Source organism: Haloflavibacter putidus (assembly GCF_006546625.1).
Lineage (GTDB): Bacteria > Bacteroidota > Bacteroidia > Flavobacteriales > Flavobacteriaceae > Mesonia > Mesonia putida.
Genome location: NZ_VIAR01000005.1, coordinates 143,537 through 167,098 on the forward strand (window position 1 = coordinate 143,537; position 23,562 = coordinate 167,098).

24 protein-coding genes are annotated in these 23,562 nt (G+C 35.0%); 12 read left to right on the plus strand and 12 right to left on the minus strand.

Going from position 1 to position 23,562, the window contains the following annotated elements; all coding sequences use genetic code 11:
• Nucleotides 1-305: 305 nt before the first annotated feature.
• Nucleotides 306-1,022 carry a LytR/AlgR family response regulator transcription factor gene (locus tag FKR84_RS06845; RefSeq protein ID WP_233357692.1) on the plus strand — a complete coding sequence of 239 codons (717 nt, stop codon included), beginning with the start codon at nucleotides 306-308 and terminating at the stop codon, nucleotides 1,020-1,022.
• A 3-nt stretch (nucleotides 1,023-1,025) separates the two neighbouring features.
• Here FKR84_RS06845 and priA read toward each other — a convergent pair whose 3' ends face one another.
• From priA to nadC, 4 genes are all read right to left on the minus strand, one after another.
• The gene (gene priA, locus FKR84_RS06850; protein WP_141421555.1) at nucleotides 1,026-3,476 is read right to left on the minus strand and encodes a replication restart helicase PriA; all 2,451 of its coding nucleotides are present in this window, start codon (nucleotides 3,474-3,476) and stop codon (nucleotides 1,026-1,028) included.
• A gap of 90 nt (nucleotides 3,477-3,566) precedes the next feature.
• Nucleotides 3,567-4,127: a chalcone isomerase family protein gene (locus FKR84_RS06855; protein WP_141421556.1), complete on the minus strand. Its 561-nt coding sequence runs from the start codon at nucleotides 4,125-4,127 to the stop codon at nucleotides 3,567-3,569.
• A gap of 29 nt (nucleotides 4,128-4,156) precedes the next feature.
• Entirely contained in the window at nucleotides 4,157-5,074 is a 918-nt protein-coding gene (locus FKR84_RS06860; RefSeq protein ID WP_141421557.1) for a YihY/virulence factor BrkB family protein, read from the minus strand.
• 6 nt (nucleotides 5,075-5,080) lie between these two features.
• Nucleotides 5,081-5,938 carry a carboxylating nicotinate-nucleotide diphosphorylase gene (gene nadC / locus FKR84_RS06865; protein WP_141421558.1) on the minus strand — a complete coding sequence of 286 codons (858 nt, stop codon included), beginning with the start codon at nucleotides 5,936-5,938 and terminating at the stop codon, nucleotides 5,081-5,083.
• 50 nt (nucleotides 5,939-5,988) lie between these two features.
• Here nadC and rlmH point away from each other — a divergent pair, with 50 nt between their 5' ends.
• The 4 genes from rlmH to FKR84_RS06885 all read left to right on the plus strand — a co-directional run bounded on the left by rlmH (nucleotide 5,989) and on the right by FKR84_RS06885 (nucleotide 9,803).
• On the plus strand, nucleotides 5,989-6,462 hold the full coding sequence (gene rlmH / locus FKR84_RS06870) for a 23S rRNA (pseudouridine(1915)-N(3))-methyltransferase RlmH (protein ID WP_141421559.1): 474 nt from the start codon (nucleotides 5,989-5,991) through the stop codon (nucleotides 6,460-6,462).
• 16 nt (nucleotides 6,463-6,478) lie between these two features.
• Entirely contained in the window at nucleotides 6,479-7,051 is a 573-nt protein-coding gene (locus tag FKR84_RS06875; protein ID WP_141421560.1) for a non-canonical purine NTP diphosphatase, read from the plus strand.
• A gap of 127 nt (nucleotides 7,052-7,178) precedes the next feature.
• Entirely contained in the window at nucleotides 7,179-8,936 is a 1,758-nt protein-coding gene (locus tag FKR84_RS06880) for a DEAD/DEAH box helicase (protein ID WP_141421561.1), read from the plus strand.
• Nucleotides 8,937-9,023: 87 nt separating this feature from the next.
• Nucleotides 9,024-9,803, plus strand: coding sequence for a carboxypeptidase-like regulatory domain-containing protein (locus FKR84_RS06885; protein ID WP_141421562.1), 780 nt, complete (start codon nucleotides 9,024-9,026; stop codon nucleotides 9,801-9,803).
• On the opposite strand, the gene FKR84_RS06890 is transcribed toward FKR84_RS06885, so the two are convergent.
• Entirely contained in the window at nucleotides 9,804-10,463 is a 660-nt protein-coding gene (locus tag FKR84_RS06890) for a TrmH family RNA methyltransferase (RefSeq protein ID WP_141421563.1), read from the minus strand.
• A 75-nt stretch (nucleotides 10,464-10,538) separates the two neighbouring features.
• On the opposite strand from FKR84_RS06890, the gene FKR84_RS06895 reads away from it, so the two are divergent.
• Both FKR84_RS06895 and FKR84_RS06900 read left to right on the plus strand, forming a co-directional pair.
• The gene (locus tag FKR84_RS06895; RefSeq protein WP_141421564.1) at nucleotides 10,539-11,072 is read left to right on the plus strand and encodes an RNA polymerase sigma factor; all 534 of its coding nucleotides are present in this window, start codon (nucleotides 10,539-10,541) and stop codon (nucleotides 11,070-11,072) included.
• Nucleotides 11,069-11,851, plus strand: coding sequence for an anti-sigma factor (locus FKR84_RS06900; RefSeq protein ID WP_141421565.1), 783 nt, complete (start codon nucleotides 11,069-11,071; stop codon nucleotides 11,849-11,851). Before FKR84_RS06895 ends, FKR84_RS06900 begins: the two co-directional genes overlap by 4 nt.
• A 52-nt stretch (nucleotides 11,852-11,903) precedes the next feature.
• Here FKR84_RS06900 and FKR84_RS06905 read toward each other — a convergent pair whose 3' ends face one another.
• Nucleotides 11,904-12,584: an SIR2 family NAD-dependent protein deacylase gene (locus tag FKR84_RS06905; RefSeq protein WP_141421566.1), complete on the minus strand. Its 681-nt coding sequence runs from the start codon at nucleotides 12,582-12,584 to the stop codon at nucleotides 11,904-11,906.
• Between the two features lie 326 nt (nucleotides 12,585-12,910).
• Here FKR84_RS06905 and FKR84_RS06910 point away from each other — a divergent pair, with 326 nt between their 5' ends.
• Together FKR84_RS06910 and purB are read left to right on the plus strand one after the other, a co-directional pair.
• Nucleotides 12,911-14,470, plus strand: coding sequence for a CHRD domain-containing protein (locus FKR84_RS06910; RefSeq protein WP_141421567.1), 1,560 nt, complete (start codon nucleotides 12,911-12,913; stop codon nucleotides 14,468-14,470).
• A 156-nt stretch (nucleotides 14,471-14,626) separates the two neighbouring features.
• Entirely contained in the window at nucleotides 14,627-15,961 is a 1,335-nt protein-coding gene (purB, locus tag FKR84_RS06915) for an adenylosuccinate lyase (RefSeq protein WP_141421568.1), read from the plus strand.
• Between the two features lie 138 nt (nucleotides 15,962-16,099).
• Here purB and FKR84_RS06920 read toward each other — a convergent pair whose 3' ends face one another.
• From FKR84_RS06920 to FKR84_RS06930, 4 genes are all read right to left on the minus strand, one after another.
• Nucleotides 16,100-16,468: a PALP domain-containing protein gene (locus FKR84_RS06920; RefSeq protein WP_233357693.1), complete on the minus strand. Its 369-nt coding sequence runs from the start codon at nucleotides 16,466-16,468 to the stop codon at nucleotides 16,100-16,102.
• The gene (locus FKR84_RS13350) at nucleotides 16,465-16,605 is read right to left on the minus strand and encodes a hypothetical protein (protein WP_233357694.1); all 141 of its coding nucleotides are present in this window, start codon (nucleotides 16,603-16,605) and stop codon (nucleotides 16,465-16,467) included. Before FKR84_RS13350 ends, FKR84_RS06920 begins: the two co-directional genes overlap by 4 nt.
• Nucleotides 16,606-17,066: 461 nt before the next feature.
• On the minus strand, nucleotides 17,067-18,239 hold the full coding sequence (locus FKR84_RS06925) for a GlmU family protein (RefSeq protein WP_141421569.1): 1,173 nt from the start codon (nucleotides 18,237-18,239) through the stop codon (nucleotides 17,067-17,069).
• 34 nt (nucleotides 18,240-18,273) lie between these two features.
• Nucleotides 18,274-18,720 (minus strand): nuclear transport factor 2 family protein, encoded by a 447-nt coding sequence (locus tag FKR84_RS06930; RefSeq protein ID WP_141421570.1) that lies wholly within the window; start codon nucleotides 18,718-18,720, stop codon nucleotides 18,274-18,276.
• 70 nt (nucleotides 18,721-18,790) lie between these two features.
• Between FKR84_RS06930 and panB the strand changes: the two genes are divergently transcribed.
• The 3 genes from panB (at nucleotide 18,791) to FKR84_RS06945 (ending at nucleotide 21,967) form a co-directional block, all read left to right on the plus strand.
• Complete coding sequence (gene panB, locus FKR84_RS06935; RefSeq protein WP_141421571.1) at nucleotides 18,791-19,609, plus strand: 3-methyl-2-oxobutanoate hydroxymethyltransferase; 819 nt, start codon at nucleotides 18,791-18,793, stop codon at nucleotides 19,607-19,609.
• 202 nt (nucleotides 19,610-19,811) lie between these two features.
• Nucleotides 19,812-20,507, plus strand: coding sequence for an RluA family pseudouridine synthase (locus FKR84_RS06940; RefSeq protein WP_141421617.1), 696 nt, complete (start codon nucleotides 19,812-19,814; stop codon nucleotides 20,505-20,507).
• An 80-nt stretch (nucleotides 20,508-20,587) separates the two neighbouring features.
• Nucleotides 20,588-21,967 (plus strand): aldehyde dehydrogenase, encoded by a 1,380-nt coding sequence (locus FKR84_RS06945; RefSeq protein WP_141421572.1) that lies wholly within the window; start codon nucleotides 20,588-20,590, stop codon nucleotides 21,965-21,967.
• Here FKR84_RS06945 and FKR84_RS06950 read toward each other — a convergent pair.
• Both FKR84_RS06950 and pxpB read right to left on the minus strand, forming a co-directional pair.
• The gene (locus FKR84_RS06950) at nucleotides 21,960-22,832 is read right to left on the minus strand and encodes a 5-oxoprolinase subunit C family protein (RefSeq protein ID WP_141421573.1); all 873 of its coding nucleotides are present in this window, start codon (nucleotides 22,830-22,832) and stop codon (nucleotides 21,960-21,962) included. The genes FKR84_RS06945 and FKR84_RS06950 overlap by 8 nt on opposite strands.
• The gene (pxpB, locus tag FKR84_RS06955; RefSeq protein ID WP_141421574.1) at nucleotides 22,823-23,557 is read right to left on the minus strand and encodes a 5-oxoprolinase subunit PxpB; all 735 of its coding nucleotides are present in this window, start codon (nucleotides 23,555-23,557) and stop codon (nucleotides 22,823-22,825) included. The genes FKR84_RS06950 and pxpB overlap by 10 nt, the downstream gene beginning before the upstream one ends.
• Between the last annotated feature and the right edge of the window lie 5 nt (nucleotides 23,558-23,562).

The window sequence follows — 23,562 nt, forward strand, 5'->3', positions numbered from 1 at the left end:
CCAAATTAAATAATAAAATTTATTAGAACCTTAAATCTTAGAATTGGAAAATTACCCATTTTAATTCCTTTAAAAAGCAACTTTTATTCTTTATCAACAAGTTAATTATAATCGTCATAAATAACTGTACAACAATTATTTAAGACTTCTTTTTATGTTGAAAAATTAGCGAATAGCAACTACAAAAAGCTGTTATTTGTTATAAATAATCGGCAAAGCGTAATAAGAATGTCTATTTTATGTTAATTTTTTTTTGATTTTAGCGAAAAAAGCAGTACTATTGAAGTAACCAAATACTATTTATCGTGAAGGAAGTGAAATTAACGTGCATGGTGGTGGACGATTCTAGTTTACAAAGATTATCTATAATAAAATTAGTTAAAGACCATCCCAACTTAGAACTTATTGGAGAGTTTAATAATGCTTTAAAAACCAAAAATGCTCTTCAGAAAACAAAAACAGACTTACTGTTTTTAGATATTGAAATGCCTATTTTATCTGGTTTTGATCTTTTGGATAGTTTAGAGCATAAGCCACAAATTATTTTTATAACCGGAAAAACACAATACGCTTTTCAAGCTTTTGACTATCAAGCTGTAGATTATTTACAAAAACCTGTAGACAAGAAACGTTTTTCGCTTGCTGTAGATAAAGCCATCGAGCTGCATACGCTTAAAAACGAGCAAATGTATAGCGAAGATGACAATTTTATCTTTATAAAAAGTAACCTTAAAAAACATAAATTGTTTTTAAATTCGGTTAATTATGTTGAAGCTTTTGGCGATTATGTTAAAGTACATACCGAAAATAAAATGTATACGGTCTTATCTACTATGAAAGGTTTTGACCAGCGTTTACCTTCAGAACAGTTTTTACGTGTACATAAATCCTATATCGTAAATTTACAGAAAGTAGAACATTATACTAGTAAACTAATTACTTTAGGCGATCAAAAAATACCTATTAGCAGAAATAGGAAAAAAGATTTAGATGCGGCAGTTATGCAAACCAGCTCGGTTTAAGGTTTAGTAAGGATCTACATTAATAATTACCCGAATTTTACGGAATTGTGCAACCGCATCGTACGAAGACAAAATCTTTTGTACAAATTGTTTCGTTTTAGCTAAAGATTGCTTCTGCGGTATTTTTAGAATTACATTTTTATAATATTCATTTCTTATTCTTGCCACCGGCGGAAATTCTGGTCCCAAAACCATTTCCTTAAAAACATTCCGTAAAGCTTTAGAAAACCAAGCTGAAGCCTCATTTAACGTATTATAATCTCTTCCTTTAAAAGTAAATTTAATCAATCTGTAAAAAGGTGGATATTTAAAGTTAAGACGCTCCTGCAACTGCTCTTCAAACATCTCCTCGTATTTTTGCATAGAAACTTGCTGCAAAATTTGGTGATACGGATTGTAGGTTTGAATTAAAACTTTGCCTTGTTTTTTTGTTCTTCCTGCCCTACCCGCAACCTGCAATAGTAATTGAAAACTTCTTTCGTGTGCTCTAAAATCTGGAAAGTTGAGCAAGCTATCTGCATTCATTACTCCTACTAAATCTACATTTCTAAAATCGAGACCTTTGGTTAGCATTTGAGTGCCCACCAAAATATCTATGCTTTGCTGCTCAAACGCCGTAATTATTTTTTCAAAACCATATTTACCGCGTGTAGAATCTAAATCCATTCTTCCGGTTTTTTTCTCCGGAAAAATAGCATTTACCTCTGTTTCTATCTGTTCTGTACCAAAACCTTTTGTAGAAACTTCTTTACTGCCGCAAGCCATGCATTTTAATTGCATGGCAATATGGTAACCACAATAATGACAGCGTAAAGAATTATTGTGCTTATGATAGTTCAAACTAACGTCACAATTAGGACACTGCGGTGCGTGACCGCAGGTGTGACATTCTAAAATTGGCGAAAATCCACGACGATTTTGAAATAAAATTACCTGTTTACCGTCTTCCAAGGTTTCTTGCATAGCTTTTATTAACGTATCCGAAAAATGACCGGTCATTCGTTTTTTTCTATACTTTTCCTTAATATCTACCAATTCCATTTTTGGTGGCAGTACATTACCAAAACGTTTTTTTATAGTGGTTTTTCCATATTTATGCTGTTTGGCGTTATAATAGCTCTCAATACTTGGGGTAGCAGAACCCAACACAATTTTGGCGCCAAAATTTTTGGCCAAGACAACGGCGGCATCACGCGCTTGGTATCTTGGTGCAGGATCAAATTGCTTAAAAGTAGTTTCGTGCGATTCGTCTACAATAATTAAACCTAAATTTTGAAAAGGCAAGAAAATAGATGATCGTGCACCAATTACAATTTTACCTTCACTTTGGTGTAAAACATGGCGGTAAACCTCTACTCTTTCGTTTACCGAATATTTACTGTGATACACCAATACTTGTTTGCCAAAATGCTTCTGCAAACGCTGAATTAATTGTGTGGTTAAAGCAATCTCGGGTAATAAATATAAAACTTGTTGGTTTTGTGCAATTGCCTCTTCAATAAGTTTAATATAAATTTCGGTTTTACCGGAAGAAGTAACTCCGTGCAATAGCGCAACCTTTTGTTCTTGGAAAGTAGATTTTATTTCTTCAAACGCATTTTCCTGCTCCTTATTTAATTCTAGGTTTAAACCTTTGGTTTTTTCTACAGAAGCAACCCTATCTTTTTTTAAAACATATTTTTTTAAAACACCTTTATCTATTAAACTTTTTACACTAGAATCTGAGGCTTTACTTTCTTTTTTTAGTTGTTTTACACTTACTGGTTTTTTAAACTTAGCTTGTAACGAAAACAGTGTTAAGACAATTTCCCGTTGCTTGGGCGCATTGTTTAATTCGTCTAAAAGTTTATTTAAATTCTTTTCGGAAGTGTAATTCTCGTGTAATTTTATGTAATTAATTAACTTGGGCTTGTACTGTTTGTACATTTCCTGGTTTACCACAATTACATTTTTGGCAACCAATTTGTTTAAGACCGGTAAAACTGTCTTTTTTTCCAAAATTTGCATTACTTCCTGAATTTTCAGTAAAGACTGGTTTTGTAATGCTTCATAAATTAGTATCTCTTCATCATCTAATTGGTCTTGGTCTATGTTGGTGTTTTTATTTAACTCTATTACGGTTTCACTTTGTAATAAAAATGCACTTGGTAAAGCGGCTTTTAAAACCTCGCCTTCTGCACATAAATAATAACTGGCAAGCCATTGCCAAAAATCTAATTGTTGGCTGGTAACCAAAGCTTCATTATCTAAAATATCTTCTACCAATTTAGCTTCGTAAAGCTGCGGTTCTTGTTGGTGTATTTTACTAACAATACCGGTATACACCTTAGATTTACCAAAAGGAACAGCCACCCGCATACCAATTTCAATTTTGGCAGCTTGTTCTTCTGTAAGACGATAAGTAAAATGTTTTTCTAACGGAAGTGGTAAAATTACATTTACAAACTGTATCATATATACCTATAAATTTAAAGCCTAACATTGCTAGGCTTTATACTAATTTTATTGGAAAGATAAAATGAAATAAAATGTTACTGCAAGAGCTTATTTTCCTAACATTCCTTCTTTTAAATCGTCGTCTGCGGGACGATTGGAAAGCCAGATACCAAATAAAGCCTCTTTAAAGTCTTTACCTTTTACCGTACCTTTTTCCTCACCGTTTTTATAAGAAACTACGCCTTTTCCCGGTTGGTAGGTAATATCGTAAATATCTCCTTTTTTAATTTCTTCCTTAAAGAAAGCAATAAATTGGTTTATTTTTGCTCGATATGGACCTACATTTCCGTTGGTAGAGTTTTCAAAACCATCCTCTATGGCGGAAATCATTTTTTTACTGTTTATTAACGAAGATACTATATGTAGTTTTACAGACATTGGTTTGTCTGCTTTTATTATAGCCTCTGCATTAGAAGATTTTTCTTGTAAATATAAACCGGCTGCGTAAAGATCTATCCAGAGTTTTTCTCTAACGCCTGCGCCGTTAAGCACCAGTTCATAATCGCCAAAATTTTCAACATCTGGCAAGGTTACATTACCAACTTTGGTTTGGGCTTGCGTAAAACCAACCATTACCAATCCTATAATAATTGTAAAGAGTTTTTTCATTTCCGTAAAGTTTATTTGGGGTTAATTTATTACTTTTTTTTCTTTAAACGGTTAATAGTCGCATTTAATTCGAACCCCAAGAGCAAAATGTTACTATTTAACCAAATATACAACATCAAAATTAACAGTGCGCCAATAGATCCGTAAAGCTCGTTATAAGCACTAAATTTTTCTATATAAATTGCAAAGAGAAAGGTTGTTAGCAAAATTAAAAGAGTTGTAAATAAAGCACCAATCGAGAAAAATTTTGAGTTTCTGCCTTCTTTTGTTCCAAAAAAATAAAGGGTTGCAGTTATGCTATAAACCATTAAAATAAAAACCAAATATCTACCTATTTGCGCCCAGATAATATTATCTGTAAAAACGCCAATGGCTTCTAAATCTTCTATAATATAGGTAAGATAAACAAAAACAATTACAGAGATTAGCATAAGCACTGCAACGATTATAGCCACGCCCATAGCCACAAAATACTGCCGAATAATTGTGCGGTTTATAGTGGTGTGATAAGAAAATTCAAAACCGGTAAAAATTGCATTAATACCATTGGAGGTTAAAAATATAGAAAGTAAAAAAGCGAAAGACAGCAAACCTCCGCGTGGGGTACTGGCAATATCTGCAAACACGTCGCTAAAAAAAGCAGTTTGTGGCGGCAATAAAGTGTCTATAAAAGCTAAGAGTTTTAGTTGAAAGTCGTCTATAAACCAAACGAAGGGAATCAAATTTAATATAAAAAGTAAAAAAGGAAAAATAGCCATAAAAAAGCTAAATGCAATAGAACTGGCTCTCGTAGAAAATGTACCTTGTATGATACCAAAAATATAAATCTCTAGTAAATCGTACAAACTCAAGCCTTCTAAACCTGGCAAAATAACCTTTTGGGCTTTTTTGGCTAAAAAACCAATTACGGGAATACCTTCTACTTGTTTTTCTACTTTTTTAAGCATATAAAATTATACCGCTTTCAAACTAAGGTCTAAATTATAAACCGAGTGTGTTAACGCGCCACTGGAAATAAAATCTACGCCACACTCTGCATATTTTCTGGCAGTTTCTAAAGTTATACCGCCGCTAGACTCTGTTTGACATTGCTTACCAATTAAAGATACAGCTTTTTTAGTATCTTCATAATTAAAATTATCAATCAAAATACGATGAATACCTTGGTGCTGTAAAATTTCTTTAATTTCTTCTAAGTTTCTAGCTTCGACTATAATTTTTAAATTTAAATTATTCTCTTTTAAATAAGTTTTGGTTTTATTGATAGCCTTGCTAATTCCGCCGGCAAAATCTATATGATTATCTTTTAGCATAATCATATCGTATAAAGCAAACCTATGGTTTTCTCCGCCACCAATTTTTACAGCCCATTTTTCTAATGCTCTAATACCTGGTGTGGTTTTTCTAGTATCTAAAATCTTGGTAGAAGTACCAGACAACAAACTGGCAAACTTATGTGTTTTGGTTGCAATTGCACTCATACGCTGCATTGCATTAAGTACAAAACGCTCTGCTTTTAAAATAGATTGGCTGCTACCGGAAACATAAAAAGCAATATCGCCTTTTTTAATTGTATCGGCATCGTTTAATAGAGTTTCTATTTTTAAATTAGCATCTACATAAGCAAATACTTTTTCGGCGAAAGCCACACCTGCTAAAATACCGTTGTCTTTTACCAATAATTGCGCTTTGCCTTCTGCACTTTTAGGAATACATGCCAAAGCACTGTGATCTCCGTCTCCAACGTCTTCTCTAATGGCGTTGGCAATGATGAGATTTATTTCTTTTTCAAATTGTTCTTGACTAATCATTTTATCCACTTATTTTTGCTAAAGTAACAAAGTAATTCTTAACAATAAAGATGACCATAAAATTACTTAGCGTAGGAAAAACAGACAGCAAGCATTTAAAAAGCTTAACAGATGAGTATACCAAGCGTTTAGGCCATTTTTGCAAGTTTACAACAACGGTTATACCCGACATAAAAAACAGCAAAAAACTTGAGCAAAACATTCAGAAAATAAAAGAAGGAGAGCTAATACTTAAACGCTTGAAAAGCTCTGATATAGTAATTTTATTAGACGAAAACGGTAAACATTTTACTTCTAAAGGATTTGCAAAATTTATTCAGAAGCAATTAAACACCGGTAAAAAACAACTTGTTTTTATAATTGGCGGCCCGTATGGCTTTTCGGAAGAGGTTTACCAACGCGCCAATTACAAAGTTGCCTTATCGCAAATGACGTTTTCGCACCAAATGGTACGTTTATTTTTTACCGAACAACTTTACCGTGCTTTTAGTATCTTGCATAACCAACCCTATCACCACGATTAATCTTTATTTAAAAAGTATGAAATTAGTTTTTGCTACACACAATCAAAACAAATTAAAAGAAATAAAAGTAATGCTGCCAGAGCATATAGAATTACTGTCTTTAAACGATATTGGTTGTACCGAAGAAATTGAAGAAACCGGAGAAACCATCGAGCAAAATGCGGCTTTAAAAGCCCAGTATGTAAAAGACACTTATGGTTACAATTGTTTTGCAGACGATACCGGTCTTGAGGTAGAAAGTCTTAACAACGCTCCAGGCGTATATTCTGCCCGTTATGCCGGAGCGGAAAAAAACGATGAAAAAAACCTGCAAAAATTACTAGAAGAATTAAAAGATAAAAGTAACCGTAACGCGAGATTTAAAACCGTAATAGCATTAACTATTAACGAGCAAAATAATCTTTTTACCGGCATTTGCGCAGGACAAATTACCAAACAAAAAAGCGGCTCCAGCGGTTTTGGGTACGACCCCGTTTTTAAACCCAAAGGTTACACCAAAACTTTTGCCGAAATGTCTTTGACAGAAAAAGCTACAATAAGCCATCGCGGCAAGGCTGTAAAACAATTAGTAGACTATTTAAAGCAGTAAAAACCACCCTAATTTAGCATTTTACAAATAAAATACTGAGGATTAAATACTTATATTTAAAAACTTTGTAAGAATTAAGTCTGTTTGCGTTTAAAGTTTATGTACTTTTGCAACTTATTTATTTTATATGAAAAAATTTGAAGATTTAGGGCTTAATGCCGAAATTATTAGTGCCGTTAGGGATATGGGCTTTGAGAGTCCGAGCGAAGTTCAGGAAAAAGCAATTCCAATTTTATTGCAAAACGAAACCGATTTAGTTGCGCTAGCACAAACCGGTACCGGAAAAACCGCTGCTTTTGGATTTCCTTTAATTCAGAAATTAAATCCGAACAGCAAACAAACCCAAGGGTTAATTTTATCGCCAACACGAGAATTGTGTTTGCAAATTACCAACGAGTTAAAAAATTACGCTAAGTATATTCCGCAACTATCTACTGTTGCCGTTTATGGCGGAGCCAGTATTTCTGACCAAGAGCGTCAGGTAAAACGCGGAGCACAAATTATCGTTGCCACTCCCGGAAGGATGAAAGATATGGTTGGCCGCAAAATGATAGACATTTCTAATATTGGCTATTGCGTGCTAGATGAAGCAGACGAAATGCTAAATATGGGTTTTTATGAAGATATTACCGATATTTTATCGCATACGCCAAATACCAAAAAAACTTGGTTATTTAGTGCTACTATGCCAAAAGAAGTAGCAAAAATAGCCAAAAAGTTTATGAAGTCGCCACAGGAAGTTACCGTTGGCACCAAAAATGAATCTACCAAAAATGTATCGCACGAATATTATACTGTCTCGGGTAGAGACCGTTATTCGGCTTTAAAACGCTTGGCAGATGCAAATCCGGATATATTTTCGGTGATTTTTTGTAGAACAAAAAGAGACACCCAAAGAGTTGCAGAAAAACTTATTGAAGACGGTTACAATGCCGGCGCACTTCACGGAGATTTAAGTCAAAATCAACGTGATTTGGTTATGAAGAGTTTTCGTAACAAGCAAATACAAATGTTGGTGGCCACAGATGTCGCTGCCCGCGGAATTGATGTAGACGATATTACCCACGTTATACATTACCAACTTCCCGATGAAATTGAAACTTACACCCACCGTAGCGGACGTACAGGACGCGCAGGTAAAAGTGGTGTTTCTATGGTGATTATTACCAAAAGCGAAAGACGAAAAATCAAAAGCATTGAGAAAATAATCAACCAAAAATTTGAAGAAAACCAAATACCAAGTGGCGAAGAAATTTGCCAAGTACAGTTATTTCACTTGGCCAATTCGATTAAAAAAACAGAAATAAACCAGGAAATTAATCAGTTTTTACCGCAACTGGAAGAAATTCTAGAAGATTTCAGTAAGGAAGAATTAATTAAAAAATTCTTTTCTGTAGAGTTTACACGTTTTTATAATTACTATAAAGGTGCCACAGACCTCAACAAAAAAGCAGACAGAGATTACCGCGAAGGAGAAGATAGCGGAGAAAGCATACGTTACTTTATAAACGTTGGTAGCAAAGATGGTTTTGATTGGATGTCTTTAAAAGACTTTCTAAAAGAACAATTAGATTTAGGAAGAGATGGCGTTTCGCGCGTAGACGTAAAAGATGCGTTTTCGTTTTTTAATACCGATGCAGATCAAAAAGATAAAGTTTTTAAGGTATTTGAAAACTTTGAGCACCAAGGCCGTTCTATTAACGTAGAAATGACCAATAATAAAAGTGCCGGCAAAAGTAGAAGAAAGCCTAAGTCTAGAAATAGAAAACCTGATAATTTTTCTAAGCAAAATTCTAAACGTTCTCCACGAAGGTCACAACCTAAAAAGACAGATAGACAAGCCAATATTAAAAGCTCTATAAATCGTAGAAAGAAAAAACGCTAATATCTAAATTGGTTTAGTTTTTGAAGAAAAATATGCGAGATTTAAGATAAAAAATTTTAATTTCACGCCTATTCCACTTTATTGATTATGAGATTTTTTTTAAGCTTTTTTTTAATAACTTTTTTTAGTTTTACGGCTATTGCCCAAGAAAGCGATAGCCTTAAAACTGAAATCATAAAAGGGCGTGTTCTTAATGCGGCCAATGATTTAGCCTTAGAAGATGTAAACATTATAAACCTTAATACGGTAAAAGGCACTACTTCTGACGTAAAAGGAGAGTTTGAAATAAAAGCATCTGTAAACGACACCCTTTATTTTTCGTATTTAGGTTTTAAATCTATAGAAGTTCGTGTAACCAACGACTGGACAAAATATGGCGATGTTAAAGTTAAAATGACCGAGATTGGTATTGCTTTGGAAGAAGTAACTTTAAAACCCTTAAAACTTACGGGATATTTAGAAATTGATGCCAAAAACATTCCTATTTACGAAAACTACCGTTATAGCATTTCTGGTTTAAGCTCTGGTTATGAAGCTGGCGACCAACAACCCGGCGCATTTTCTAAAACGCTGGAATCTATTTTTAATCCGGCAGATTTTCTCTATAACATTTTCGGCGATAAGCCTAAACAAATGCGCAAATTGCGCAAAATGAAAGAGGACGATGAGATTAGGAATTTGCTGCAACAAAAATTTAATAGAGAAACCTTAATGGCATTATTGCAAGTTACCCGCGTAGATATAGATCAAATTTTGCAACGTTGTAATTACTCTAAAAGTTTTATAAAAAACGCCAACGATTTGCAAATTTTAGACGCCATTAGCGGGTGTTATGAAGAATATCGTGTTTTAAAAGAAAAAAAATAGTTAGTCTACTTTCTCCTTAAATCTTTTTATAATTTTTTCACTACTCTGAATGCTGTTTTTTGCCCAGAAATATCTGGTGGCTAATTCGTCTTTTTTAGAGAGCTGCCAAGCAATATTACTTTGTTTTAGTTTATGCGTAAGCGCTTGCAAAATAATTGCAGCAGATACAGAAATATTTAAACTTTCTGTAAAACCAACCATTGGTATCTTTAAAAAACCATCGGCGTTTTCTAAAACTTCTTGAGAAAGACCTTCTTTTTCTGTACCAAAAAATAAAGCTGCTGGTTTGCTTATGTCAAAATCGTTAAGCATACAAGCGTTGTTATGCGGCGTGGTGGCAATAATTTGATAGCCTTTTGTGCGCAAATTTTCTATACTTTCATTTACATGGTTATAACGGTTTACGTTAACCCATTTTTGGGCTCCCATAGCAATTTCCCGGTCTATACGTTTGCGGTTTCGCTCTTCTATAATATGAATGTTTTGAATGCCGAAAACGTCACAACTTCTTATTACGGCACTGGTATTGTGCAACTGGTAGACATCTTCCGTGGCAACGGTAAAATGATTGGTACGATTGACCAAAACTTCTTGAAAACGTTGTTTTCTATTTTCGGTAAGAAAAGTTTCTAAATGGGTTAGTAAATTTAAATCTGTCATTAATTTTTTAAAAATAAAGTAGGAAATATCAAATTTAATGCAATTTTTGTATTGGCAAGACCAATACTTACTTTTATGCATCAAGACCAACTTTTAGAACTTATTGAAAAAAAAGACGAAAAATCTTTTGACTACCTCTACGATATGTATGCGCAGAGTCTTTTTGGTGTGATACACGCCGTTGTAAAAAATAAAGCCCAAGCAGAAGATGTTTTGCAAGAAGTAATGGTAAAAATTTGGGAAAATTTAGATTCCTACAAAAAAGATAAAGGTCGTTTTTATACCTGGATTGTAAATATAGCCCGCAATGCAGCGGTAGATAAGTATAGATCTAAAGCCTATAAAAAACAAAGACAAAACCTAAGTACAGATAATTTCGTAAGTATATTAGAAGGCTCGTATAATTTAGGAAGATTAACCAATGCCATAGGAATTGAAGCTTTTGTAAAAAAATTAAAACCCAAGTGCATTAAAATAATAGATCTATTGTTTTATAAAGGCTTTACGCAAAAAGAAGCTGCCGAAGATTTAAGCATTCCGTTAGGTACTTTAAAAACTAGAAACCGAGCTTGCATAAATGATTTAAGAACTTTATTGAACGTAAAATGAGTACACAAGAATACATAGATTCCGGTATTTTAGAACTGTATGTTTACGGCTCTTTATCTGAAGAGGAAACGAGCGAAGTACAAGAAATGATAGCTAAACATCCGGAAGTAAAAAAGGAAGTAGAAGCTATAGAAGAAGCAGTAATAAGATTGTCTGGCAGCGTATCGCCCTATTTGCCGGCTGTAAATTACCAACGTATAAAAAAGAATATTTTTAATAAAAAAACCAAGGTTAAAACTTTACGGAAAACTTCTTGGGCTGCTTATGCTGGTTGGGCTGCTACCCTGCTCTTACTAATTGCTTCGGCTGTTTTTTACCAGCAGTACCAAAGCAGTAAAGAAACTCTGCAAGTAGTTACTACAGAAAAAGTAGCCTTGCAAGAAGATAATAATCAATTGGAAAACCAACAAGAAGCTTATGCTGCTAACCTACGTATTATTCGAGATAAGAATACTAAAGTTGTACCCTTAGAAGGACAAAAAAATTATAGCGAAGCATACGCGCAAGCCTATTATAACAAAGAATCTAAAGAAGTAATAATTGACGCCCAAGGTTTACCAGAACCACCTGAGGGAATGGTTTACCAAGTTTGGTCTTTAAGATTAGACCCATTAACGCCAACCAGCGTTGGACTTTTAGAAGCGTTTGAAACCAATGACTCTAAGTTATTTCGTGTAGCAGAAGCACCATCTGCAGAAGCTTTTGGAATTACCTTAGAGCCTGCCGGCGGAAGCAAAACTCCAACAATGGATAAATTATATACATTAGGTAAAGTGTAAAAACTAATTAACGCTAAGTAGATACCATGTTTCTTTACGGAAGAATTTGTTATTATTTTTCCAGTAATTCGGTAACCAGTTGTGGTACGCCAACAGCTGCTTTTTGCGCCCGTACTTCTAAATTTTTTCCAGACTTTACTGCCGGTTTTGGATCTATAAAATAAATAGGAACGCCATTTGGAGCAAAATCTATTAAGCCGGCCGCGGGATAAACCTGCATAGATGTGCCAATAATTATAAGAATATCTGCTTTACTAACTTTATCTGCGGCAATCTCTAGCATTGGGACAGCTTCACCAAACCAAACAATATGCGGCCGCAATTGATGGTTATGCTCGCAGAAATCGCCCACATTCAAATCTTCTTTCCAGTCCATTATCAAGTTTTCGTCAAATGTACTTCGTACTTTAAAGAGTTCGCCGTGTAAATGGGTCACATTTGTGCTACCGGCGCGTTCGTGCAAATCGTCTACATTTTGCGTGATTATTTCTACGTTGAAAGCACTTTCTAATTCTGCTAAAGCTTTATGCGCATTGTTAGGATGTACGCTTTTTAACTGTTGGCGGCGTTTATTATAGAAATCTAATACCAATTCTCTATTAGCTTCCCAGCCTTGTGGCGAGGCAACTTGCATAACATCGTAGCCTTCCCATAAGCCGTCAGCATCTCTAAAGGTTTTTATTCCGCTTTCTGCACTTACTCCGGCGCCGGTTAAAACCACTATATTTTTCATAAGACTTGTTTAGTTTTAAAAATTAGAATTGTTTTTGCACAGGCTAATACATTCCGTAAAGTAAAAGACAAACTGTAAATTTCTAATTTAGTAAAAGCCGAGTCAATTCCGTAAAGAAATACAAAAAGAAATTACTTCCAGACAATTTCTAACTCGAAAAAGCAGAAAAAATATAAAAAAACTATTTAGCTAAAACATTGAAAATCAGTAAAAAATATAATTTTTCAAAAAAAAATTTAAAAAAATCGGGTTTTTAAAAAACCGCACTCCTTTTAATCTCGTAAGTAAAGTAGAAAGCAAAATTGTTTAACCAAAAAAAAGAAATCATGAAAACAAGAATTTTAGCTTCTTTATTATTAACCTTTTTAATATTTACGAGTTGTAGCAACGACGACGATGCGGTTACGCCTCCCACAATGGGAGACAGTAAATCGTACTCGTTAATGTCTGTTTCTAACCCGGCAATATCTGGAATGGTTACTTTTATTGAAAACGACAACAACACTACTACGGTAGAAATTGACCTCAACGGAACTACTTCCGGAATGCACCCGGCACATATTCATATGAATACGGCTGCAGAAAGTGGCGATATTGCCATTAGCTTAGAACCCGTAGATGGTTCTACAGGAATGAGCTCTACCACTTTTAGTACCAAGGACGATGGTACGCCAATTTCTTATGACGAGCTTTTAAATTTTGACGGCTACGTAAATGTACATAAAAGTGCAGACGATTTAGGGACTTTAATTGCACAAGGCGATATTGGTCAAAACGAATTGACCAACAATTCTAAAACCTATATGTTAGGTAGTAAAGCTAACCCAAATATTATGGGAGATGCCGTGTTTACCGAACGTGTAAACGGAACAACTTTAATAGAAATTATGTTAGAGGGAACTCCGGCAAACGGCGAGCACCCAGGACATATACATATGAATACCGCTGCAGAAGGTGGCGAAATTAAAGTAACTTTCACACCGGTAAACGGTGCAACCGGAATGAGCGCAACCCAAGTGGGAATGTTAGACGATGGTACGCCAATTACCTACGATGAGCTTTTAGAGTTTGATGGTTACATCAACATTCATAAAAGTGCAGATGATTTAGGAACTTTAATTGCCCAAGGCGACATTGGTCAAAACGAATTGACTAACAATTCTAAAACCTATATGTTAGATAGCAAAGCTGACCCAAATATTATGGGAGATGCCGTGTTTACCGAACGTGTAAACGGAACAACTTTAATAGAAATTATGTTAGAGGGAACTCCGGCAAACGGCGAGCACCCAGGACATATACATATGAATACCGCTGCAGAAGGTGGCGATATTAAAGTGACTTTTACGCCAGTAAACGGTGCAACCGGAATGAGCGCAACACAAGTTGCAATGTTAGACGATGGTACACCAATTACCTACGACGAGCTTTTAGAGTTTGATGGTTACATCAATATTCATAAAAGTGCAGACGATTTAGCGACTTTGGTTGCACAAGGCGATATTGGCCAAAATGAGTTAACAGGAGAGTCTATGGCATACACTTTAGCCACTGTAGATAATTCTGGCGTAAGCGGCGAAGCTGTTTTTTATCAAAGAGTAAATGGCGAAGCCTTGTTAGTACTTGATGTTATGGGAACAATGGCAGGAGATAGCCACCCATCACACATTCATATGGGAGATGTAAATAATCCTGGTGCAATTGTAGTTAGCTTAGATCCTGTAAACGGAGAAAGCGGAATGTCTATGACCAATATTGCAATGCAAGATGACGGCAGCCCATTTGGTTATGACGATGCCTTAAACTACAATGGTTATATAAATGTGCATAAAAGCGAAGACGAATTAAATATTTTACTAGCACAAGGTAATATTGGTTCTAACTAAGTTTTGGTTCGTTTTGTTTGTCGAAAAGGCTGTCTTTTAAAGGCAGTCTTTTTTTTTGCTTAAATATGAGATTATTTAATTTAAACCCGCAAAATTTTAGCAAGCTAAAAAAGACGTTATCTTTGTTTTTTTTAACATTCACACACAACAACATTTATGAATGCATTGCAAGCCATTAGCCCAATAGACGGAAGATACGCTTCTAAAACAAAAGATTTAATTGCTTTTTTTAGCGAAGAAGCGCTTATTAAATACCGCGTAAAAATAGAAGTAGAATATTTTATCGCTTTATGCGAAATTCCGTTGCCGCAACTGCAAGAAGTTTCGTCTTCCATTTTTCCTAAGTTGCGTGCTATCTATCAAAATTTTTCCGGCATAGACGCGCAAGCAGTAAAAGAAATAGAAAAAACTACCAACCACGATGTAAAAGCGGTAGAATATTTTTTAAAAGAAAAATTTGAAGCTTTAGGCTTAGACACTACCAAAGAGTTTATTCATTTTGGTTTAACCTCGCAAGACATTAATAATACAGCAGTTCCGTTAAGTTTAAAAGATGCCTTAGACCAAGTATATTTACCCGAAATAGATAATCTTTTAGAAAAACTAAACAGTCTGGCCAACAATTGGAAAGACATTCCGTTACTTGCCAGAACGCACGGACAACCGGCTTCCCCTACCCGATTAGGTAAAGAAATTGCCGTTTTTGTTACCAGAATAGAAGAGCAATTAGAAAATTTAAAAAGCACCCCAACTGCAGCAAAATTTGGTGGCGCCACCGGAAATTTTAATGCCCATCATGTGGCTTACCCGCAAATAGATTGGAAAGATTTTGGGACACAATTTGTAGAAAGTTTAGGAATGAAACATTCTTTTCCTACCACGCAAATTGAGCATTACGATTATATGGCAGCCACTTTTGATGCCTTAAAAAGAATAAATACCATTTTAATAGATTTAGATAGAGATATATGGACGTATATTTCTATGGATTACTTTAAGCAGAAAATAAAAAAAGGTGAAGTAGGTTCTTCAGCTATGCCGCATAAAGTAAACCCGATAGATTTTGAAAACAGCGAAGGAAATTTGGGCGTTGCCAATGCGCTTTTTGAGCATTTAGCAGCAAAACTTCCCATAAGCAGATTGCAACGCGATCTAACCGATAGCACGGTTTTACGAACCATAGGAATGCCATTGGGGCACACAATTATTGCCTTTAAATCTACTTTAAAAGGTTTAAACAAACTTTTATTAAACGAAAGCAAACTACAAGAAGATTTAGAAAATAATTGGGCGGTCGTGGCCGAAGCTATCCAGACCATTTTACGTAGGGAAAATTATAAAAACCCTTACGAAGCATTAAAAGGTTTAACCCGCACCAACGAAAAAATCAATGCCAAAAGCATCGCAGATTTTATTGAAACCTTAAATGTTTCTGAAGAAGTTAAAACCGAATTAAAAGCCATTACCCCACAAAATTATACGGGTATTTAGAAGCTGTTTTTTAAACGGTCATTAAAATAGAAAAGATGGAATGGTGTTGAAAAATCAAAATGATAATCAACATCATTTCATCTTTTTTATCGTATTAAGAAACACAAATATTGCTTATAAAGTAAAGCTGAATTAACTTTATTCTATTAAATGTAAACCTCTTTTATAAAAAGCATTTCGTTGGTCTTCGGGTACTAAGTCGCCTCCGGTTGCCCAAGCTATATGTGTTGCGTTTTCCATATTTAGCTTGTTTTCCTGTGCATAATTGGTGACTGCAATTCTTTGCAGACCAATTAATCCAGCTGTGGCGAAAGGCTCTAAAAAGATATTTTCGGTGTCTAATAATTTTGTTAGTAAACCGTATACTTTCTCGTCTTCTAAAGTATAAATACCGCTAATTAAATGCTCGCTAATTGCAGTAGCAAATTTAGACGGACGCCCAACGGCCAAACCATCTGCTTCTGTTTTATTGTCTATTCCTAAATCGTGAACGCTAATGTTGCTCATTTTTTGGTAGCCAATCCGGTTAAGACGACGGGAGAATGTGTTGGCTCTACAAAAAAGCAATGTACCGCATCGCCATAAATTTGTTTTAAACCAAAGGCAATGCCGCCCGGTGAGCCGCTAAAACTATCCTGACGCATTTACTTTATTGAATAGCGATGAAAATAGTTAGGTTGTGCTTCGCTTCGGCTTCAAAAATCAAGGTTAAGCTGTTTATATTTAGGGCAATAGATCAAAAATACAGTTTTGCCTAACAGCAAGCTAAGAAATTTAGACGTATTGTCTTTTCTAGTAACTTTTATAGACATATCTATTATTTTTTAAAAAATGAGATAGGATATTTCTAAAATCATTTATAAATACACAAAATTAAAAGTGAAAGTAAAAAAGTTCAAATTATACTTATGGGGGAAGATTTTAGGTAAAATCACTAGCTAACAACAAGTTGCAAGTGATAAAATGAAAAAATAGCCGGCTGTGTCTGGTTTTATAAAAAAATGATTTTATAAAATTAATATTGCTAGAAAATTTGTTTACCAATTATTGCTTGTAAACTTTAGGGAAAAATAAAAGATTGGATAAAACTGAAATTAAAAATACCTTATTTTCTTCTGTATTTCTGCGTTTGTTCAAAAACTGCTTCTAAAATAGACTTATCTTCTTCCGTAAAGTCAATATTACGGCGTTGCATTACTTTTTCGGCAACTTCAAAGGCCTTGTTGGTTTTATAGGTTGTGGTTCCACTACTCCCGCCCCAGCTAAAACTCGGTATAAAATTTCTGGGAAATCCTGCTCCAAAAATATTGGCACTTATGCCAACTACCGTTCCGGTGTTAAACATGGTGTTAATACCACATTTAGAATGATCTCCCATCATTAGACCACAAAACTGCAAACCAGTTCTGGCAAAACCTTCTGTTTCGTAATCCCAAAGACGTACTTCTGCGTAATTATTTTTTAAATTCGAGTTGTTAGAATCTGCTCCAATATTACACCATTCTCCCAAGACAGAATTGCCTAAAAACCCATCGTGACCTTTGTTGGAGTAACCGCTTATAACAGAATTATTTACTTCTCCCCCAACCTTAGAATGCGGTCCAACAGTGGTTGGGCCATAGATTTTTGCTCCCATTTTTAAAGTTGCATTATCGCATAAAGCAAAAGGACCGCGCACGGAACAATATTCCATTATCTCTGTATCTTTTCCAATATAAATCGGACCGTTGCTGGCATTTAAACTACCATTGGTCAACTTTGCGCCATCTTCTATAAAAATTTGTTCTTTACGGATACAGAAAACGCTTTCCGGTATTTTTGCAGAAACCCGATCTTTGGTCAACAAGTCAAAATCTGCTTGTATAGCGGCAGCATTTTTAGCAAAAAGATCCCAGCTGTGCTCTATAAATAATGGTTTGGTATCTAACTCTACAGTTTTAAAATCTTCTAAATCTATTTCTTCGTTTTTATTGGTTTTAAAAGCTACATAATATTCTTGATGTACTAAAACCTCTTGATTTTGCAAATTATTTATTTGCTCTAGTAAAGCTTCAGACGGACAAAAAGCGGCGTTAAGCATGGTGTTTTCTTCCATTTCTACCATTGGCCATTTTTCTGTCAAATAATCTTCGGTTACGGTTGTTGTGGTACTTTGCAAGAACTTTTCCCATTTCTCTCGAATGGTTAAAATTCCAAAACGTAAATCTGCTACGGGTTTGGTAAAAGTAAAAGGCAGCAGTTGGTTTCTAACAGAACCGTCGAATAAGATATAATTCATCTGAATTGGTTTTAAAAAACGAAGGTAAAAAAAATTATCTATTGCAGTTTTTAATTTGACGGGTATCGGTAAAATGAATAATTTTCCATTTCTTTTCTACTTGCATTAATGTAAATAAATTTATGCCGCAATGCCTAAATTCGGTATCTAAATAAAATTCATAAGGTACCCAAACCGCAGCCATTTTATCATCTTTTTGAACCACAGGTTTACCTAATTCTTCTTTAAAATACATTTGCTTAGGAATACTGCTTAGACTGTTTAAAAAATCTAACCGATTTTCTATATGCAAAACACTATTGCCTTTCTCATCTTTAGAAATAGATTGAAATTTAACTTCAGGAATAAGCAGCTTTTTTAATTTCACAGTATCTTGCTCATGAAATGCTATAAAAAATTGTTCTACACACGCTTTTGGTGTTTTTTGGGCATTTACAAAACTACCCACACAAAATAATAGAATAAAAAACGAGTACTTCATTCTTAAAACCAAATTGTTATTGACGCGGTAAATTACTACTTTTACAGAAACAAAACAATAAAAATTAGCTATGTCAACCGCAAAAAAACAATATAAACGCGTTACTGTAAAATCTTTAGTAGATATGAAAAAACGCGGCGAAAGAATATCTATGCTAACTTCCTATGATTATACAATGGCCCAAATTGTAGACGGCGCCGGCATAGATGTCATTTTAGTGGGAGACTCTGCCTCTAATGTTATGGCCGGGCACGAAACCACTTTGCCCATAACTTTAGACCAAATGATTTACCACGCTTCTTCTGTGGTACGTGCGATAGACAGGTCTTTGGTGGTGGTAGATTTACCTTTTGGCAGTTACCAAAGCGACCCAAAAGAAGCTTTGCGCTCTTCTATTAGAATAATGAAAGAAAGCGGCGGACACGCAGTAAAATTAGAAGGCGGTAAAGAAGTAAAAGAGTCTATAAAACGTATTTTAAAAGCCGGCATTCCCGTAATGGGCCATTTGGGCTTAACTCCGCAATCTATTTATAAATTTGGCACTTATACCGTAAGGGCAAAAGAAGAAGAAGAAGCAGCAAAATTAAAAGAAGACGCTAAAATGCTGGAAAAAATTGGTTGTTTTGCAATTGTTTTAGAAAAAGTACCGGCAAAGTTAGCCCAAGAAGTAGCAGAAAGCATTTCTATACCGGTTATTGGCATTGGCGCCGGCAATGGCGTAGACGGACAAGTTTTGGTGGTACACGATATGCTGGGAATGACACACGAATTTAATCCGCGGTTTTTGCGCCGTTATTTAGATATGCACGCAGAAATGACCAAAGCTTTTAAAAATTATAACGATGATGTAAAGTCCGGTGATTTTCCTAATGACCAAGAACAATATTAAACCTATAAAGTAATTATTTTTACGAAAATTCCTGTATTTTCTTTTTTGCTTGTTTGCATTTAAAGCAATACATTAATTTTTAGAATTCTTCAATTCTTCAATTCTTCGTAGCGTTAAAGAGTAATTTGATAATAGATTTGGCATAGAGTTCTACTTTGATAGTTTTAGTATTTTTGAAGTAAAAGCAAACAATTTGAAAACAATGCATTCTAATTCGCAAAACCTGCAAGTTATTTACGAAGACAATCATTTAATTGTGATAAACAAACGTGCAGGAGATTTGGTACAAGGCGACAAAACCGGTGATGCGCCTTTAAGCGAAATTGTAAAAGCTTATTTAAAAGAAAAACACAACAAACCCGGCAATGTGTATTTAGGTGTGGTTCACCGTTTAGATAGACCCACAAGCGGTGTTGTTTTATTTGCAAAAACTTCTAAAGCTTTACCGCGTTTAAACAAATTATTTGCAGATAAGAAAAACAAAAAAACCTATTGGGCAATGGTACAAAATACGCCAAACCCAGAAAACGGAACTTTGGTGCATTATCTAAAACGCAATCAAAAGCAGAACAAATCCTATTCGCATAAAAACGAAGTTCCCAACAGCAAAAAAGGGGTTTTGCATTATAAAACATTAAAAAAATTAGACCGTTACACGCTTTTAGAAATAGATCTAGAAACCGGAAGACATCATCAAATCAGGAGTCAGTTATCGGCGATTGGCAGCCCAATAAAAGGCGATTTAAAATATGGTTTTAACCGAAGTAATCCCGATGGCCGCATACATTTACACGCAAGAAGTTTAAGTCTTGTGCATCCGGTTAAAAAAGAAAAAATGACTTTTACAACGCCCGTCCCTGACGATAATTTATGGCAAGCGGCGGCGAAGAATATTTAAAATCTACGTTAAAAAGCTGCGTTTTTGTTTATATTTCGCTGGTTTTCACTTTCTTAGTAGCAACTCCTTAAATAAACCCTATGCCAGCCACGATACAACAGCTTTACCAATTACAACAAGAAAACCGCAGAGCTCAAGCTACAAGTTCCGTAAAGCATAGAATTTCATTACTGAAAAAATTAAAACAAGAAATTCAAAAGCAAGAAACTGCAATTACCGAAGCTTTACAAGCAGATTTTCAAAAACCCGCTTTTGAAACCATTCTTTCCGAAGTTATCGTGGTTTACAAAGAATTGAATTTATTTATTAAGAACCTAGAAAAATGGTGGAAACCGGAAAAGGTAAAATCCGGCTTTCTAAACTTTCCTTCTTCCAGTTATATTTATCATCGGGCGTATGGTAATGTCTTGGTAATCGCCCCGTGGAATTATCCGTTTCAATTAGCTATAAATCCGGTTATAGCTGCTTTTGCCACCGGCAATACCGTTGTTTTAAAACCTTCGGAATTAACCCCGAATACTTCGCAAATTTTGGTAAAAATAATACAAAACGTTTTTAAAGAAGAACAAATTGCGGTTGTCGAAGGCGACAAAGACACAGCTCAAGAACTTTTGGATTTAAAATGGAATATTATCTTTTTTACCGGCAGCGTTCCCGTAGGAAAAATTGTACACCAAGCTGCGGCAAAACACTTAACGCCGGTAACTTTAGAATTGGGTGGTAAAAATCCTTGTGTTGTAGATAAATCGGCAAAAATTGCATTGAGTGCCAAGCGTATAGTTTGGGGAAAATTTTTAAACGCCGGACAAACCTGCATTGCTCCAGATTATGTTTTGGTAGAAAAAAGTATTAAGCCACAATTTGTAAAAGCTTTAAAACAGGAAATAATCGCCGCATACGGCAAAAACACCGAAGCTTCTACAGATTATGCACGAATTATAAATGGCAAAAATTTTGAGCGTTTAACCGCCATGATAAATGAAAAAAAAGTAGTTTTTGGCGGACAAACAGATGCTGCTACCAATTTTATCGCGCCTACCATAATTGACGAACCCAATTTGGAAAGCGAAATAATGCAAGGAGAAATTTTTGGCCCGTTGTTACCCATAATTTCCTACGAAAAAGAAGCGGAGATACTTTCTATTATAAATTCTTATCCCGCACCATTGGCAGCTTTTATTTTTACCGAAAATAAAAACTTTGCCAAAAACCTATTTAAGAAATTTCCTTTTGGTGGTGGCGTAATTAATGACGTTGTAGTACATTTTGTAAACGACAAACTGCCTTTTGGTGGCGTAGGCAATAGCGGAATTGGCGCCTACCATGGCAAACATAGTTTTTATTGTTTTACGCACCAACAAAGTATCGTAAACCGTAAAACTTGGATAGACGTACCGTTTAGGTATGCACCGTTTGGTAATAAATTAAAGTGGTTAGAAAAATTAAAAAAGCTTATTTGATTATTAGCTTTCTTTTCTTCAACATTTTAAAACATACCATATCTCCTTGTTTCTTTTGTGCCAATGTGTTGATGCTCTCCGGTGCAAGTTGTAAAACGCGCGGATAGCCGCCGGTGGTTTGGGCATCGCGCATAAGAATAATTAAATTGCCATCTGGCGTGAGTTGTACTGTTCCCGGTAAAACGGGTTGCGACAGCATTCCGCTAAGTTTATTTGGGAATTTTTCTTCTATTTGATAAGCCATCCTGCTGGTATTTTTGGAAATGCTTACTTTATCTTTCAAAATTTGCTCTTGCAATTTTTTAGGCAATAAATGCCACTCAGGACCTTTATAGACCTTTATTTTATTAGTGGTTAGCAAAACTTGGTTATAATTTATCTTTGCGTAATTTCTCTTCTTTTTTTCCGTAAAGCTGTTAAACGGTATAACATCGTTCTTCTCCAGCTTTTCTTTTTTGGTTACGGAAGTATAATAACTTCTGCTATTCAAAACCTCTTCGGTTTGGAAACCTTCGTTTATTGCCAAATAAAGCCGGGTTCCTTGGGTTATTTGTTTTATATGGAGTTCATCTCCTATATTAACTTTAAACGGTCGTAAAAGTTCTATTTTTTGATTGTTTAGGCTAACCTCCGCTGCCAATCCCGCCAAAGCTACCAAGGCCTTGTTTTGAAAAAGTAAGTTTGGACCTATTAGCGTACATTCCATCACGGCCTCAAAATCTTCATTACCAACCAACATATTGGCAATTTTAGCCGAATAACGATCCATTGCACCACTTTGCGGAACGCCAATTCCTGCATAACCAAATCTGCCACGGTCCTGAATACTGGTAAAAATTCCTTCGTTACTAATTTTTACGCCCATTGGTTTACCCTTTCTAATTTAAACTTGTTTTCTTTTATTTTTTGCTGAATTGTCTCGTGCTCTTCTACAGAAATTGCTTTGAATTTTATCTCGTCTCCCGCAGAAAATGGCGCCGGATTTTCTTTGTTGGCGTCAAAAAGTCGGATTGGGGAGTTACCGATAATTTGCCAACCGCCGGCAGATTTTTGCGGATACATTCCGGTTTGTTTTCCGCCAATGCCAACTGCTCCTTTTTCTACCTCCAAACGCGGTGTTTTTTTACGCGGAATTTCAAGCGATTTATCCAAGCCACCCAAGTATAAAAACCCGGGTAAAAAACCTATAAAATAAAGCGTATAAATTGGCGCTGTATGCAGCTCTATAATTTTATCTGTAGCTATATTTTTTTGTCGATTAATTTCTTCTAAATCCAACGCAAATTTCTTGTCATAACACACCGGAATAATAAATTTTTTAGAATTGATTTTATTCTCTATTTTAGTCTCCGAAAGAAGGTTTTTTAACACTTTTAATTCTCCATAGATATTTTCTATTGAATAAAGATAATTTACTAATAATGAATTAAATGTATTAATTACCTCAACCTTTACTTTAGGTTGGTTTTTGTAAATTAAGTTTTTAACAGAAAGTATTTCGGCAAGAGTGTTTTTACTGATTTCTTCCGGCCACGAAATCAAAATAGCTTGTTGCCCGAGTGCTTCAAATTTTAAGTTATCTAGTTTCATTTTCC